The sequence below is a fragment of the Pseudomonas sp. PHC1 genome (assembly GCF_046487845.1).
GTDB classification, from domain to species: Bacteria; Pseudomonadota; Gammaproteobacteria; order Pseudomonadales; family Pseudomonadaceae; genus Aquipseudomonas; species Aquipseudomonas sputi.
Window position 1 is genome coordinate 64755 of record NZ_JBJXHJ010000004.1, and the last position, 16159, is coordinate 80913.

General features: G+C 52.3%; 14 protein-coding genes. 11 read left to right on the top strand and 3 right to left on the bottom strand.

Going from position 1 to position 16159, the window contains the following annotated elements; translation table 11 throughout:
• Nucleotides 1–11 precede the first annotated feature (11 nt).
• Nucleotides 12–329: a transcriptional regulator gene (locus ACKJSM_RS07370; RefSeq protein WP_236178084.1), complete on the bottom strand. Its 318-nt coding sequence runs from the start codon at nucleotides 327–329 to the stop codon at nucleotides 12–14.
• A 165-nt stretch (nucleotides 330–494) separates the two neighbouring features.
• Nucleotides 495–731, bottom strand: a complete 237-nt coding sequence (locus ACKJSM_RS07375) for a glutaredoxin family protein (protein WP_011335277.1) — start codon at nucleotides 729–731, stop codon at nucleotides 495–497.
• A gap of 188 nt (nucleotides 732–919) precedes the next feature.
• On the opposite strand from ACKJSM_RS07375, the gene ACKJSM_RS07380 reads away from it, so the two are divergent.
• Nucleotides 920–2632 carry a cation:proton antiporter gene (locus tag ACKJSM_RS07380; protein WP_410237095.1) on the top strand — a complete coding sequence of 571 codons (1713 nt, stop codon included), beginning with the start codon at nucleotides 920–922 and terminating at the stop codon, nucleotides 2630–2632.
• On the opposite strand, the gene ACKJSM_RS07385 is transcribed toward ACKJSM_RS07380, so the two are convergent.
• A complete protein-coding gene (locus ACKJSM_RS07385) occupies nucleotides 2629–3837 on the bottom strand; it encodes an ammonium transporter (protein ID WP_410237096.1) in 1209 nt (402 codons plus the stop codon). The genes ACKJSM_RS07380 and ACKJSM_RS07385 overlap by 4 nt on opposite strands.
• A gap of 317 nt (nucleotides 3838–4154) precedes the next feature.
• Here ACKJSM_RS07385 and ACKJSM_RS07390 point away from each other — a divergent pair, with 317 nt between their 5' ends.
• The 10 genes from ACKJSM_RS07390 (at nucleotide 4155) to ACKJSM_RS07435 (ending at nucleotide 16101) form a co-directional block, all read left to right on the top strand.
• Nucleotides 4155–4469, top strand: a complete 315-nt coding sequence (locus ACKJSM_RS07390) for a YqjD family protein (protein WP_236178081.1) — start codon at nucleotides 4155–4157, stop codon at nucleotides 4467–4469.
• A 2-nt stretch (nucleotides 4470–4471) separates the two neighbouring features.
• Complete coding sequence (locus ACKJSM_RS07395) at nucleotides 4472–4858, top strand: phage holin family protein (RefSeq protein ID WP_236178080.1); 387 nt, start codon at nucleotides 4472–4474, stop codon at nucleotides 4856–4858.
• Nucleotides 4855–5193, top strand: coding sequence for a hypothetical protein (locus tag ACKJSM_RS07400; protein WP_236178079.1), 339 nt, complete (start codon nucleotides 4855–4857; stop codon nucleotides 5191–5193). Before ACKJSM_RS07395 ends, ACKJSM_RS07400 begins: the two co-directional genes overlap by 4 nt.
• Nucleotides 5194–5316: 123 nt before the next feature.
• Nucleotides 5317–6480, top strand: coding sequence for an EAL domain-containing protein (locus ACKJSM_RS07405; RefSeq protein WP_410237097.1), 1164 nt, complete (start codon nucleotides 5317–5319; stop codon nucleotides 6478–6480).
• A gap of 68 nt (nucleotides 6481–6548) precedes the next feature.
• Nucleotides 6549–7877, top strand: coding sequence for a deoxyguanosinetriphosphate triphosphohydrolase (locus ACKJSM_RS07410; RefSeq protein ID WP_410237098.1), 1329 nt, complete (start codon nucleotides 6549–6551; stop codon nucleotides 7875–7877).
• A gap of 522 nt (nucleotides 7878–8399) precedes the next feature.
• Nucleotides 8400–10541: a hypothetical protein gene (locus ACKJSM_RS07415; RefSeq protein WP_410237099.1), complete on the top strand. Its 2142-nt coding sequence runs from the start codon at nucleotides 8400–8402 to the stop codon at nucleotides 10539–10541.
• The gene (locus ACKJSM_RS07420; RefSeq protein WP_410237100.1) at nucleotides 10529–12679 is read left to right on the top strand and encodes a hypothetical protein; all 2151 of its coding nucleotides are present in this window, start codon (nucleotides 10529–10531) and stop codon (nucleotides 12677–12679) included. The genes ACKJSM_RS07415 and ACKJSM_RS07420 overlap by 13 nt, the downstream gene beginning before the upstream one ends.
• Nucleotides 12660–13211 (top strand): hypothetical protein, encoded by a 552-nt coding sequence (locus tag ACKJSM_RS07425; protein ID WP_410237101.1) that lies wholly within the window; start codon nucleotides 12660–12662, stop codon nucleotides 13209–13211. Before ACKJSM_RS07420 ends, ACKJSM_RS07425 begins: the two co-directional genes overlap by 20 nt.
• Nucleotides 13204–14634, top strand: coding sequence for a hypothetical protein (locus tag ACKJSM_RS07430; RefSeq protein ID WP_410237102.1), 1431 nt, complete (start codon nucleotides 13204–13206; stop codon nucleotides 14632–14634). Before ACKJSM_RS07425 ends, ACKJSM_RS07430 begins: the two co-directional genes overlap by 8 nt.
• A gap of 420 nt (nucleotides 14635–15054) precedes the next feature.
• Complete coding sequence (locus ACKJSM_RS07435) at nucleotides 15055–16101, top strand: tyrosine-type recombinase/integrase (protein ID WP_410237103.1); 1047 nt, start codon at nucleotides 15055–15057, stop codon at nucleotides 16099–16101.
• Nucleotides 16102–16159 lie beyond the last annotated feature (58 nt).

Genomic DNA, 16159 nt, shown 5'->3' on the forward strand with positions numbered 1-16159 from the left:
CTAGTGCAGAATCAGGCAGGAACCGATTTGAGCGCCGCCGCCTCGGTAAACTCCTTGAGCCAGCGCAATACATCCACGGCGTCCCAACGGCCCGGATCGTACAACGCGTACAACAGCCCCTGATATCCGACCACATCCAGTTGCTTGTGATAGCCGGCACGCTGAAACAAGGCCTCTATCTCGGCAAAACAGGTGTTGAAATGCAGCTTGTTGAAGGGAGTCTTGCCTTCTGTGACCAGACCGTCCAGGCGCAATTCGTGGACGGCCTCACGCACCACGTCAACCGACATCCCGTTCACGCTGCTTTTCAACTGTTCGACATTGACCACGATTGCTCCCTCTGACATCCGGCTTGCCCTGACAAATGCCCGGAAACGGCATGGCAGGCCAACCCAATTACTGTATGCGCATACAGTAACCGAATAACCCGAAAAGTGCCAAGCCGTGAATGACCGAAGGTGACAGGCGCCATCAACGCAGAAGGGAAAAGACCATTAACGAAGAAATGCCACCACCTGATCGGCATTGAACGGCCACCCCAGCTCCGCGCCGGTATCAACCCTGCGCAAGACCGGGATGCGCAGGCTGTAAGCCTCGAACCACGATTCATCGTCGGCAATATCCACCAGTTCCACCAGCAGACCATGCTCGACGAAAGGCATCAGTTCGGCCTCCGCGACTTCACACAAATGGCACCCCAGGGTGCCGAACAACTGGCATTCAGGAAGCATGTGCTCAACCCCAACAATCGAGTGATCATTCTAGGCCTGCCCGCAAGGCCCGTCGACCTGCCCACCGGACTCGAACCCGCCCTTCGCAAAACCCTGATGTAAATCAGCCCACAAAATCGCCATTTACGCGATGCTCCGGTGTTTTTTACCTCTACGCTTGAAGAGCCTGACCTGTCCCGGAGTGTGTTGTGTTTGCCAATCTGCTGATCATACTGGCGTCGTCCCTGGTGACGATTGCCTTGTTCCGTCGCCTGCGCCTGCCCCCTGTGCTGGGCTACCTGTGCGTGGGGTTGATGGTCGGGCCGAAGGCATTCGACTGGATCAATGAAAGTGAACACTTGCCGGACCTTGCCGAGCTGGGCGTGGTGTTTCTGCTGTTTTCCCTGGGGCTGGAATTCTCCCTGTCGAAAATGATTGCCCTGCGCCAGGTGGTTTTCCGGCTGGGCAGCCAGCAGGTACTGATCAGCACACTGTTGCTAGGAAGCGTGCTGATGCTGCTGGGCATGCCCGCCACACCGGCCTTGCTGCTGGGCGCCGGTCTGTCGCTGTCATCCACGGCGATTGTGACCAAGGAACTGGGCAGTCTCGGCGAAATCTTCAGCAGCCACGGCCAGAATGCGGTAGGCGTCCTGTTGTTCCAGGATGTGGTGGCCGTGTTGCTGCTGACGCTGGTGCCGGTGTTCGCTGGTAGCAGTGATCAGGCCTGGTACTGGGCGCTGCCCCTGACCTTGTTGAAGACCGTATTGCTGTTTTTCGGCTTGTTGCTGGCCAGCCGCTGGCTGCTGCCCCGCCTGTTTCAGGAGGTGGCGGCGTCCCGCTCGGCGGAGTTGTTTGTGCTGCTGGCACTGGTGATTGTGCTGCTGACGGCCTGGCTGACCCATTTGCTGGGCCTGTCGCCGGCCCTGGGGGCTTTCCTCGCTGGCATGCTGTTGGGCGAGAGCCATTACCGGCATCAGATCGAGGCCGATATCCGGCCGTTTCGCGACATCCTGCTGGGACTGTTTTTCGTCAGCATCGGCATGTTGATCGACCTGCAACTGTTCGTCAGCCACAGCCTGCTGATTGTCGGCATGACCCTGGGCTTGCTGGTGATCAAAGGCCTGGTGGTGGCGCTGCTGGTGAAATGGCGCGGCAGCGACAGTGAAACGGCCTGGCGCAGCGGCCTCGCCCTCGCCCAGGGCGGTGAGTTCTGCTTCGCCCTGATGGCGCAGATGCAGCAGACACGGCTCCTCCCCGCCGAGCTCGGCGCCCTGCTGCTCGCCGCCACCTTCTGCTCGATGCTGCTGACGCCCCTGCTGTTACGCGCCGCCCCCCGCATCGCCGCGGCTCTGCACCGTAAACCCAATCAGGAAGCGCAGATCGAGGAAATCAGCGCCCTCAATGCCGGGTTCGACGGGCATGTGGTGATCTGTGGCTACGGCCGTGTCGGTCAATCGATCGGACGAATCATGCGCAATGCCGGGCAAACCTACGTCGCGCTGGACAACGATCCAGTGCGAATTCAGGAAGCCGCCACCGCCGAGCGCGACGTCCACTACGGCGATTCAACACGCGGCGATCTGCTGACCGCCGTCGGTTTGCTGCGCGCCAGGTTGCTGGTGATTGCCGTGGATCAAGCCGACGTGGCCTTGCGGGTTCTCAGGGAGGCCCGGCGCCTCAATCCGACAGTGCCGATTCTGGTGCGCACCCGAGACGACAGTCAGTCGGCCGAGCTGAAGGCAGCCGGCGCCAGCGAAGTCGTGCCGGAATTGCTGGAGTCGAGCCTGATGCTCGGCTCCCACGCCCTGATCCTGCTGGGGTTTCCTGCGCACCGGGTGCAGGAGAAAGTCGATCAGGTGCGCATCGATCGTTATCGCCTGCTTCACGGCTTTTACCCCGGAGCCGACGATGAGGAGACCTAGTCCTGGCTCACCGCGCCGATCTTGTGCAGCGACAGGTCGGCGCCGTAGTACTCCTGTTCCTGGCTCAGGCGCAGACCATGCAGCGTCTTGATCGAACCGTAGACGGCGAAACCGCCGACCAGCGCCACCGCCACACCAAGAGCGGTGCCGATCAACTGGCTCATCAGGCTGACACCACCGAGCCCACCCAGCGCAGTCGAGCCGAAGATTCCACAGGCAATACCGCCCCATACGCCACACAAACCGTGCAACGGCCAGACACCGAGCACGTCGTCGATGCGCCATTTGACCTGCGCTGCCGTGAAGCACCAGACAAACAGGGCGCCGGCAATCGCGCCGGTCACCAGCGCACCGACCGGATGCATCAGGTCGGAGCCGGCGCACACCGCCACCAGCCCCGCCAACGGGCCGTTGTGCAGGAAGCCAGGGTCGTTGCGCCCGACGATCAACGCCGCCACCGTGCCACCGACCATCGCCATCAGCGAGTTGACCGCCACCAGTCCGCTGACCCCTTGCAAGGTCTGCGCGCTCATCACGTTGAAGCCAAACCAGCCGACGATCAGGATCCACGAACCCAACGCCAGAAACGGAATGCTCGAAGGAGCGAACGCCACCAGCTTGCCGTCGCGATAGCGTCCGTTGCGCGGCCCGAGCAGCAGCACCGCCGCCAGCGCCAGCCAGCCGCCCACGGCATGCACCACCACCGAACCCGCAAAATCATGGAAAGGGGCGCCGAAGTGTGCGGTCAGCCAGGCTTGCACACCGTAGTTGCCGTTCCAGATCATCCCTTCGAAAAACGGGTAGATGAACGCAACGATCAGCGCCGTGGCGCACAGTTGCGGCACAAACCGCGCCCGCTCGGCGATGCCGCCGGAGATGATCGCCGGGATCGCCGCTGCAAAGGTCAGCAGGAAGAAAAACTTCACCAGTCCATAACCATGATCGGCACTGAGCACCGCCGCCGGTTGCAGGAAGGTCACACCATACGAAAGCCAGTAGCCTATAAAGAAATAGGCCAGGGTCGACACCGCGAAGTCGCTGAGAATCTTCGACAGCGCGTTGACCTGGTTTTTCTGGCGAACCGTTCCGACCTCCAGAAACGCGAACCCGGCGTGCATGGCCAGCACCATGACCGCGCCGATCAGAATGAACAACGTGTTGGAACTGTGAACCAGCGTGTCCACAGCGCTTTGCAGATTTTCCATGAGGAGGCAGACCCAAGGCTGAAAAAGGCACCAAAGCGGTTCATGCGCACATTTCATGCACCAAGTTGCGACCACGCAGTCACTGATCCGGTGGGTCAGTGAACCGCTTTGGCGCACAAGGTCGATGGGCTGACATGAACCCTCATCATCCGGGCCTTGCTTTGCCCGGTTCGCGCCCGGCAACAGCGCACTGCCACCGATTGACGCACCACGACACAGCAAAAGTTGTACCAGTCATTTGTACTGAACCTTCACTCTTGGCTCATACTCGAACGCTTCAGAACACCGCTTCAGAACGCCACTTACGGAGATCCCCCATGGCCAGCATCAAGGCAAAGACTGCTCAAGAAATCCTGATGAACGACTTCCAGACTCTGGTCAACGACACTGAACGCTTGCTGGAGCACACCGCCACGCTGGCCGGTGATCAGGCCGACGAGTTGCGCGAACAGATCCACGAAAGCCTGCTGCGCGCACGGGAAACCCTGAAGCTGACCGAGGACACCCTGCGTGAACGCGGTCAGGCGGCGGTCACCGCTACCGAGGAATATGTGTCGGCCAACCCTTGGCAATCGGTGGGCATCGCCGCCGGTGTCGGCTTTCTGATCGGCCTGCTGGCCACGCGGCGCTGATCATGTCGATCGGTGAATCCGGCCCGAACTCGGGTACCGCCTCCTCCACGCGTCGTCTGGGTGCTGCCGTTCTCGGTTTGCTGCACAGCCACGTCGAGTTATTCGGCATCGAACTGCAGGAGCAGAAAGCACGCACCGTCAGCCTGTTGCTGTTCGCCGGCCTGGCGCTGGTGTTTGCACTGCTGTTGCTGGTCGGCCTGTCGACCCTTGTACTGATCGTGTTTTGGGATACGTATCGCCTCGCTGCAATCATTGGTCTGTGCGTGTTCTACTCGCTGGCGGCAATCTTTTGCGCGTTGCGTCTCAAAGCCGCGATCTTCGATGAATCCTCGCCCTTCCACGGCACGCTGGAAGAACTGGCCAATGATCGGGAGCGCCTGCTGCCATGAGCCTGCCTGAACTTCCGCACAACAGCTCCCGCCGGGAAATGCGCAAGGCACTGATCCGTCTGCGCATGGAAATGCATCGTCAGGAAATCCGCCACGAAACCGGCCAGGTCTTGCAACCGCTGCAACGCATGCGTGGCATGACGCAAAACCTGCAGGGCGGCTTCGGCATCAAGCACGCGCCGTTATGGGGCGTGGCGGCTGTGACGCTGTTGGGTTTCATCACCGGCAAGGGGGCCAAAAGCGGCGGCGTCACAGGCTTGACCCGACTGATCCGTCTGGGCACCAGTCTCGCTCCGTTGATCAAGCTGGTCATGCAGAGTTCGAGCAAGCGCTGAACCCTCGCATCTGGCTGCATTCTTGCAACACCGGCGGGATTGAATCTCTTATCCGGAGGTTCAATCCCGCTTGCCTGTCCGGCCGGCAGAATTCGACCAGAACAAGAACGACAAGGAGGCCCCGTGATCGACGGGCAACCGCTCGCCTGCTTTCAACCTTTCATCGATACCGCCACCGGACGCATTGCAGGCGTCGAGGCGCTGGGTCGTCTGCGCCAGGCCGATGGCCAATTGACGTCGGTCGGCCCGCTGTTTGCCAACCCGCGTACCCCGGCGGTCGCGCTGCGCCGACTGGACCGGCAAATCCGCGACAACGCGCTGAGTCGACTGCACGAAGCGCCAGCGGAATGGTTCCTCAGCCTGAACATGTCACCGCGCTGGATCAGTCGCTTGCGTACCGACCAGGCGCTGCCCAGCCTGAAACAACTCGTGCGGCACGGTATCGACCCGCAAAGGATTGTTTTCGAAATCACTGAACTCGGCGGCAATAGTCAGCGCCTGACTGAAGTCGTGGCGCGCTATCGCGATGCCGGCGCCCGGATCGCCATCGACGATTTCGGCGCCGGTTATTCGCAGCTCGATCGCGTGCTGGCGCTGCAACCGGACATTCTCAAACTCGACATGCGCCTGTTCCAGGCCGCCGCACTTGGCGGGCCGAGCAGTGACGTGGTCAAGGCTCTCGCGCAAATGGCGGAAAAGACCGGCTGCTGGATCATTGCCGAAGGCGTGGAGACGGCGGCGCAACTGAATTTTGCGCTGGAGTGCGGATCGCGTTACGTGCAGGGCTTTCTGTTCGCGCGGGCGCAGGAGGCGCTTTTCGGTACGGATGACTTCGTGGAGCGCTTTGCCGAGTTGCGCCAGTCCTACGTGCGCCAGAAACTGGCCGAGCGCAGCAAATTGATGCTCATGCGCCAGCAACTCAGCGAACTCATGGCCATTCTGCAAACCTGGGCCCAGGCCCGTGCGCCGCTCAGCGCCCTGCCGCAGCTCGATGCCTTTCCCTGGCTGCTGCGCTTTTATCAATGCGACCGTCACGGCACCCAACTGACACCGAACCTGGAATGGCGACAAAGCGGCTGGGTCGCCGACAATCGTTACCTGGGTCATAACTGGTCGTGGCGCCCTTACTTCTATCACCTGCTGGCCGAGGGTTGGGAGGAACGGCGCCTGACCCTTTCCAACACCTATCGCGACGCCACCAGCAACCAGTATTGCCTGACCGCCGGGCAGTTTTTCGATAACGGCGAGCGTCTGCTGTTGATCGACATCGATGCAGCGGGGTTGTAGTTGCACTTGCAGAGGCCAGCCCGAACCGGGAAGCTAGGGCATCAGTCACTCGACGGAGAGAATCAGCCTTGGATTGGCATACCCTGCTCAACCGCGAACGTCTCGGCAAACCGTTGCACAGCCCGCAGGAACTTGGCCGCAGCCCGTTCCACAAAGATCATGACCGCATCATTTTCTCTGGCGCCTTCCGCCGCCTGGGGCGCAAGACCCAGGTGCATCCGGTGTCGAGCAACGACCACATTCACACGCGCCTGACCCACTCGCTGGAAGTCAGTTGCGTCGGTCGCTCGTTGGGCATGCGTGTCGGCGAAACCCTGCGCCCCGCCCTGCCCGAGTGGTGCGAACCGAGCGATCTGGGCATGGTGGTCCAGTCGGCCTGCCTGGCGCACGACATCGGCAACCCGCCGTTCGGCCATTCCGGCGAAGACGCGATCCGTCACTGGTTCCAGCAGGCTGCCGGGCGCGGCTGGCTGGACGCGATGAGCGACGCGGAGCGCGGCGACTTCCTGAACTTCGAAGGCAATGCCCAGGGTTTCCGGGTGCTCACGCAACTGGAATATCACCAGTTCGATGGCGGTACCCGACTGACTTACGCCACCCTTGGGACTTATCTGAAGTACCCGTGGACCGCGCGTCACGCCGACTCCCTCGGTTACAAGAAGCACAAGTTCGGCTGCTACCAGAGCGAGCTGCCGTTGCTCGAGCAGATCGCCCACAAGCTGGGCCTGCCGCAACTGGAAGAGCAGCGCTGGGCGCGCCATCCGCTGGTGTATCTGATGGAGGCGGCGGACGACATCTGTTACGCCTTGATCGATCTGGAGGATGGCCTGGAAATGGAGCTGCTCGAGTACGCCGAAGTCGAGTCGCTGCTGCTCGGCCTGGTGGGCGATGATCTGCCGGAAACCTACCGCCAGCTCGGCCCGCAGGATTCACGTCGGCGCAAACTGGCAATCCTGCGCGGCAAGGCCATCGAACACTTGACCAACGCCGCCGCCCGGGCCTTCGTCGAACAACAGGACGCACTGCTGGCCGGCACACTGCCGGGGGATCTGGTGGAACACATGCACGGCCCGGCGAAGCGTTGCGTGTTGAACGCCAAGGACATCGCCCGCAAGAAAATCTTCCAGGACAAGCGCAAGACCCTGCATGAAATCGGCGCCTACACGACTCTGGAGATTCTGCTCAACGCCTTCTGTGGCGCCGCCCTGGAGCAGCACAACGGCCGCACTCCGTCCTTCAAGAGCCGCCGGATCCTTGATCTGTTGGGCAACAACGCACCGGATCCACACGGTCCGTTGCACGCATCGTTCCTGCGCATGATCGACTTCATCGCCGGCATGACCGACAGCTACGCCAGTGACATGGCACTGGAAATGACCGGACGTTCCAGCCATTGACGCCAGCTGCCCGACCGTTGCGCAGTGGAACGGTCGGGCACCGGGGACGCATACGCCGACGGCTACCCCCTCTAGGGTGTTTTCAGTCGGAAGGACCAAAGTTAAAACCTGAAATCAACTAACAACAATCATTGAAAGCCTTCACCCGACAAACTTTCTTGGTGCGCGATAAACTTTATCAAGTCCCGCCATTGAACATCTCACGGACCTACCTACGCCAAACCTAGTTAACCCGTAGCCTGATTCCTCTTTATTTGTAGGACTTATCCTAGATCACCACTAACGCCCTGTGGGTTCATGCGGGTGTTCACTCATCTGAGCTAAGGTTCGCCCTTTATTTGCGCTCGTATGGGATTTGATTATGAACTCGAATATTTTTGTGGACATGCCCATAACGTCAAAAGATTTATTTTGTTAAATTTCAACTTGTTAATCAATCGAACGACCATTTTTTGATACCGAAAATTTGACACCAGCATCATCTCATCTATCTTCAGACAGAGCACCCCTGAGGGTTCGGTCATGATCTTATTCCAAATAGCTGCTGACCATATTCTATTTCAGCTCACGTGGCAAAATAAGAAGCGCAGCAGAGACATGGAACTTCCAAGGCCGCCACTAGCGTCAGAAACTATTCTGACGTCTATATGCAATGAAACGGTTAGAATCTGTCAAAGATTTGCTCGCATTACAAGCACACATCGTATAAATGCACTTAAGAGGATATTGGGCTACGCGACTGCTCAAGGAAAAGAGTTGCCAGCATTAAGCAGCAAAGAATGGAAAGTGTTTATTAACGAACACTACATATATCATCTTTCACACCCTGAAAAGCTGAACGAGGACGGCGACAAAATACTCGAAACTATGCGTGCAGAGTGGCGACAAATACTCTACTTATATAAAAATCTAAAGCAACGGCACATTATACCTCTCGACATCGTTATTCCGACAATGAAGCAGCCTATCATACCAGATGATGAAACAGGCGCAGACGTGTTGGACTCGGTTGAGGAAACACTATGGCCTTTGACCAATGTTAATGATCTATGGCCTAAAACGTACTTAGTAGACAAAAGCCTCAATATCAGCACAGACAAATTCCTTGATAAGCTTCAAAGTGACCTTCATTCACGCACCGAAACAATTGTATTAGCTTGCGAAGCTTATTGGGAAAACGTAGTAATCTGCCAACGCATAGGGGAAAGCTTAATCAAATCTATACCTGTAGAAAAAATTGAGGAAGTTTTATCCTCAGGAAACTTTTACGTTAACCACCGATATATAGCTGACGCATATAATCCAGATGGCGCGGCGTGGTTTTTAGCGATGATCGAGTATTTTTTTCTCCAGACAGGAGAGCTGGATGCTATTTCTTATAAAGCGATGAAAAAAATTCCTTTTTTTCGCCCATTCTGCAGAAATAGTTACATGCGAGCTAGAATGGATAAGGAGCTTCGAAAGATTGCTGGTGCTCATGGGGCCCCCACAAAAAATATCAATGAAACGTTAAACAGGCTACTAGGGTACCTTTCAGCACGAGATTGCGGTGCAGCAGCTGCAATTCTAACGGCTGAAAACCCGAAATTTAATCCGCATGCACTACGTGCGGCCGATTATCTGTCAGATGATGACAAACCCATACATTATTATAATAGTGAGTTGGGACAGCTAATGTGGAGCGTTAGTAAACCACGGGCAAAATCTCGGAAAATTTCCGCGCTGCCTCCCCGTAGTCATAAAATCTATGTAGAGCTTGTAAAGGCAACAATGAAAGCTCGAATACGACTAATGCTAGCTGGCGATATCAATTACAGAAAGATGTTTCTAACATCATCATATGAATGGGTCGGCTTGAGCAGCAGCCTTGATCAAATTCTCACCACCAAGTTAGGTGTTAGTCTTTACCAAACTTTAGAGACAGAGCTTACTAACGGTGACGTATCAAGAAAAATATTTACATTAAAGCGAATTCGTGGAACTCAGGCCCTGATTAGCTTTTTGAAAGAAGGTACCTACCAGGCGGCTGCTAACACTTTAGGAAATTCTATTGCAGTCATCATAGTCAGGTACATTCCAAAGTGGTTGAAGCAGCGGTGGAATGTGCGAATCCTTCGTACCTTCCAGACGAAATTGATTGTTTTGGCGACTAAAGGCAAGCCTTGGCATTTCGCAGCGAGCGATTTTTTAACACAAAACGACTTATTTAATTTTATCATTAGAGAAGCGACAGTAAGCGTCGCTTCGGATCCACTTTCAATTGATCTTAAACGCTATGCAGCTGAGCTGACGGAAGATGCCGTTCATCATTTGGTCGAACGCCTAGTGAATCACAAGGTAATTTTGAAATTAGATGCCACCTCTTTAGCCGCAATATTTTTATTTGCAGAAATGCATAATAGCCCACAGAAAAAACAATATGAAGACGCCGACACGGGGATCACTGAAGACTCGATAACCACATTAGCCCGTCTCTTACATTGCGCTTACGACATCAGCAAAGACCCAAGCGCAAAAGGCACCATCATTGGAAATATTGCGGGTTTGTCTGTGCCGTATTTTCAGGCCGTTTACGTCGAGGCTCTAGAATTAAAATCAGAGCTGGCCAAAAAATTCATTACAGTTGCCACCATTGCAAATGAGATGAGGCCATGCCAAAAATAAATATTAAACCCATGAGCTCCAGAGCGACATTATCATTGCTGATAGCGCAAGCCCGCCAGAACCTAGGAGACATAATCGATTATACCGCCTCTTGGTTAAAGGAGGGAGCTATCGGATCGAGCGAATGGAAAGTAGTAGGTAAAAACAATACAATAGTAACTGTCAGTTTTTCTGAACCTCTTCCTGACGGAACCCTACTTACCGACTCACCTAACAAACTACTACTAGAAACGATTCAAAAACAGGTTTTCTGCGTTCGAGCTGGATATCTGTCACCACGAGTTGATCACCCGACCTGGTTAAAATACGTCCGTTTTTACATAAATTTAGCAAGCTGGCAACTTCTCTACAGAGACCGCTATCAACCACAAACATGTGGATTCAAACTCATAAATGAGAACGCCTGCGAAGTACTCATTGAAAACTATTGCGAGTGTGGATGGGCTGGTGTTCTTCAACTCATCCCGAGACTCAGTGAATATTTTTGCACATTGATCGACGAAGAGTATGACGGAGAAAAGCTGACACAACTCCAGGTGACAAAGATAATTGATCATTTAAAAGTTAACAACTTATACATAAAAAAAGGAAATATAAAAAATGACGAAATTGGTTTGGTATCTAGAGATTATTTGGCAAATGCTTTAAGCACACGCGCAACTGCTTTTAATAACATGTATGTTCGTACATTCCTTCGACAGTTTGAAGCTTCCTTGCAGCAACCACTCTTAGCGGAAGGAGTCAGCATAAGAGCACAACATAAATCTCATAAGACCGCCATTTTCGACACGGACAGAACCTGGGAAATAACCAAGAAATCACTTATTCAGTTCCTAATTCTCCTGAAAAATCTAGCTGAAGGAAACATAAACTTACCTGAAGTTATGCCAAGTTTTAAGTTTGACCCGAAAGAGCACATGAAAAAACATAATATCAGAATTGATGGCCATACAAAGAAGATACCTTACTCCATCGGCATGTACGCTCTAGACAAAGCAATACAATGGATTATGGTATACGGAAAAGCTATCGTAGGTGCGACACTTGAAATCATCAGCGCGTTTCATAACATTCCTCCTGGTGAATTAAAAGGACGGAGCAATCGGCATCTACAGAGGCAGAAAATCTTTGAACAAATTATTTCGTCATATAGCACACAACCCTACGAAGGCCTGCCTGCCCAACCATTAATCGACGCATTAAACATTTCGAAACTTACCAGCCAATCACACCAGGAATGCACGAGCAAAAACATGACATTTGCAGTTGCGCTTGAGTGCTTTGTAGCTGCGTGTGCGTTGGTAATCGGATTTACAAAACCCATTAGAATTAATGAGCTCAGCACTATATTACGCGACTCGCTTAGTTACCAAACTAATGAAGAGGGTGCTTTTATCAGGCAGCCTATACTTAAGAAGCGCGTTCCAATAGCACCCAATATCCGCCGCCCCATCCCTTACATTGCATCTGTTGCGGTTCAGCTATTAGCCGTGTTAGGTAACGGCCTGAAAGGAATATATCAAGATACGTCACCACATTCCGAACATCTTTTTTATTTTCCTTCCTCTAGAGGTTTCAATCAGCCAAGTGGAAAAGGAGTGGATGCACGAATCGATTATGCAATGCGTTCTTTCTGCGACATCATCGAAATTCCTGTAGATATTTATGGGCGCCGTTGGTACATCAAAGTCCACGAGATGAGGAAGTTCTTCATTGTCACAATGTACAATCATGCAAAGGTATACGCAGACGATGCTATAAGACATCAAGCCGGACAGGACGACCCTCGTTATCTGCATGATTATCTTAGTGGCGATGTGCCAGAAGAAGAAATCATCAAATACAACATTGAAAACATCGAAGACAAACTAATTGAACTTGAACTTGGAAACCTTAATGAGAGCGAGAACCAAGGGCTTGTAGCCTTATACAAACAAATATTGTCCACTATGAATATTACGTCTCTAAAATCAAGAAACAAATTTGAATTTGACCAGTTTCTCCAAGCGCTATTGGCGAGCGATGGTTTGCTAATTACCACTTACACCATAAGGCTGACCACCTATGAGTCAGAAGTTTTCGATACAGAGATAGCTTTGAAGTACGGGGAGGCTCAAGATGAAAAATTCCACCGTTGAAAACATACAAAGAAGACATGATTGGCTGCAGTCAGTTTGGGATGGAAAACTTAGCCTAACAAAATCTCACCAAGAAAAGCTGGCCGACATGAAAGCCTTTTGCACCTTAGAGATCGTGAATGAATTCGATAAAATAAGCTACAACACCCTCAAGAATTTTTGTTTAAAGCACACTCTTCCCGGCATCACTCACACTTCAGGCAATCTCTGGGAACACATGCGTTCGTTACGAGCAAAGATCTATTCCACTTACAGACTGGCCAGCCAAGATCTCAGTAAAGACAAACCAACGCCTGAAATGATGATTAATGAAGCGTACAACCAAGCTCAGCTAGCTACATTTGCCTATCTTGATTTATTTAGATTTTTCAAACTCCTAGTGGAAACAGATACCAGCCTTAATAATGTAACTAAACTTCAGATAACGAACTTCCTATTCGAGTCAAACCTCAGATTTGAAGATATTAGTGCAAACCCAGCTTCGCCTCCTAAAGCATGGAGCGTGATACAAGGGGGCAAAGGAGATGCCTAAGTTTCAGCTTTACAATACCAACATGGTGCTAGAAATGCCTGGTGCTGTAGTTTATTCTCGCAAAAAAGAAGCACCGACCGTTAGAAAAAAGACGCTTTCGAATCAAGTCTATATGTTCTGGCCAAACGGATCACCTTGCACCCTGATTAATATCTGGTTACAGCATGTAACTGTTCAAGCTACCGGCGATTCAGCCGAAACGTTTGCTAGTCACATGACTCACTATGTACGTTACTGCTTTAACCATGGTTCACATTTACTCGCAGTTGACGATGCGTTCCTATTGGACTTCTCAAATCATCTACTAGAAGGAAAAAAATTAAAAAAATTCGCCCTTACTGATGCTCGCAGTCCAAACCATGTCGCCTATACCATTAAAAGAGTGATAGATTTTTTGATCTGGTATCAAATTAATTATCGGCTCGTCTCACAACCTAAGCTCATTGGGGAGTTAGGCACTGGTGCACAAGTGACAATTGAATGGAAGGCAAACAGGCAGGGTCAGCCGATTCTGTACCACCCAGCGATTCCAACAAAGCGCCCTCCAGTGGGTGATAAAAAGCCCATGCCTGATGATTTCATCGGCAAGATTAGCGACACAATTTATAAATTGAAAACCAGCCCCAGATATCCGCTCGGTGTCACTTCTGCTCAACGGTGTGACGACTATACTGCGAAAAACGAATATTTATACAACCGTCGGTTAGCAACTCTTAAAATCGCCAAAATGACCGGCCTTCGTCCTGACGAGCTAAACAGCATCCCCCTAAATCTGAATCAGCATCCGCTACAAAAAAGAACATTGTACATTCCAACATTGAAAACACGTCAAGTACCTAGACCTATACGTGAATTCCCTCTATCCCTTGAGGATGCGATTGAGATATCTATATACCTTAAAGCACGAACAGCTTTCATAGCGTATTTAAGTATCCCCCCTACAAAAGCCACATCCTTCATGCTTGCGCAAGATGGAAAAGCCATAGCGACGCGATCCCTAGCGCGAGACTTCAGAAGACTTTGTGAACTATCTGGCCTTACAGATGTACAAGTCTGCCTGTCTATGTTTAGACATCGATTCATTACTACTCAGATAGCATATGAGATCGCAAAGGAATTGAAGCGAGATATAGCTCAGAAGGATTTGTGGATGGAGGCCGTCCAAAGGAGAATCCTAGCCAAAGTCGCCAAACTTACAGGCCATCGTGATCCGATGTCGCTGAAAAATTATTTCGATGAGGGATTTGCGATAGCGATAGCTAGTTTATCCTCGCCCTCCCCTAAACAAAAAGAAGCACTTATACAACAACTTGAAACCAGGATACATGAGCTGTCCATGCACTCCACTATATATAGCGACCCACAACTAGCCAAAGGAATTTCTGAGTTAGAACAAATCTTGTCAAAACTAAAATTCACCTAATAAGTCTTGAGCCATTCCAATCTATCTCGTTAATTGGGTTAGGCGGCCCATAGCCCGCAGGAACGCCTGCAACACCACCGACTTTTCTTGGCTGACTAAGCCGGGCCTTAGGCCCGAAGGAGCGATAGCAGCAATTAATTTCTGCTGCCATCACAGCGTTACCGCTCGATGAAGCTCAAGTCAGCGCCGGCTCACAAATCGACCATAAGATCGAGAACTGCTTTAGCTCCCAGTCTGCTCCATTTGAAGGGCTGTTTTCCTAGACAGGTCACAAAGCTATGCTAGCCTTAAGAAATCGATTTCCTGGATCGAGCGGTCGGTTCGCAAAAGGCCATTGGCCTCAGGTTGTCATGATCTACTCAGTAGGCATTCGACAATAGTCAGAGGGCAGCCGACACCCTGACGTATTGGAGAAATGCCATGCGCGTCCCGATCTTCCCCTTCGATTTAATTCCCAAACGTCGATTCAAACACATTGCAAAAGTGCTTCGTCGTCACTGGCCTGGTGCTAACGCTATCAGTCTCATGACCGCGCAAGAGATTTTGGCACAGGGGTTGGGCTATCGCGACTTGCACGATGTGTTGAGGTCATCAGAAAATTGCTCACCGGATGCACCTGTACCTACTCTTGCAGAAGTAAGGGACAACGTCAGCACATCCATATTTCAGTTTCTCAAGTCGAGCAACGCCGTAGGTATCGACGACCGTGATATCGAGCGTTTAGTGTTGCTACTCCCGCTTCACGAACTTTTGGCCTTCCATAGCTTTCGGCAAGAGCAAACGCCCTACGTTGGCAAGACAGACAGCCACAGCTCAGTAGTGCGTTCAGATCATAAAATCCCAGAAGCGGCCCAACGCGTAGTCCATAAAGCATTCAGTTCAACGGGAAGTGTGCCTTGGAAATCCGCGTCGCCCCTCGCATCCACAAAATATTTGAGTAAATGTGAGCTTGATGCCATTGAGAAGGTAGTCCAGAGCAAAGCCAACCTACGTGACCAATTTTTGTGCTCAGTGCTGCTCTCTGGTATTCGTCAGTCTGAATTGCTCCATCTCAAAGTTGAAAACGTAAACTACACCGACCAGATGGTGATGCTGGACTTCCCAGCCTCCAAATTGCGTTTGTACCGGCAACGACGCGCTTTGACTACAGCCAAAGATTTTGTGGTTTCTACGTACGTTAAAGAAAGTGGGCTTGCTCACGGCGATTACCTGTTCCCGTCCAGCAAGAACACTAGCCATCCAATGACCTCTTACGAGCTGAATAAGATCCTGCACTCTTGGTTATTGGAAGCTCAAATCGATCCAACGGAGGTGTCGACTCGAACAGTCCGACGCTCTGTGATTTTTCTATATATCAAATATCTTAAAGAGCAAACAAAGTCGCCGATGCCTAATTTGACAGATCTTTCCCCATCTAAATTGTTGGGCCACTACAGTTCTTCGCGAGGGAAGAAGCCTAAAGCCTAAGAAGGTTCTGGGAGCGGCCAAATTTCAGTTGGACGAAGCTTGTCGCTCCTCTGCCGTC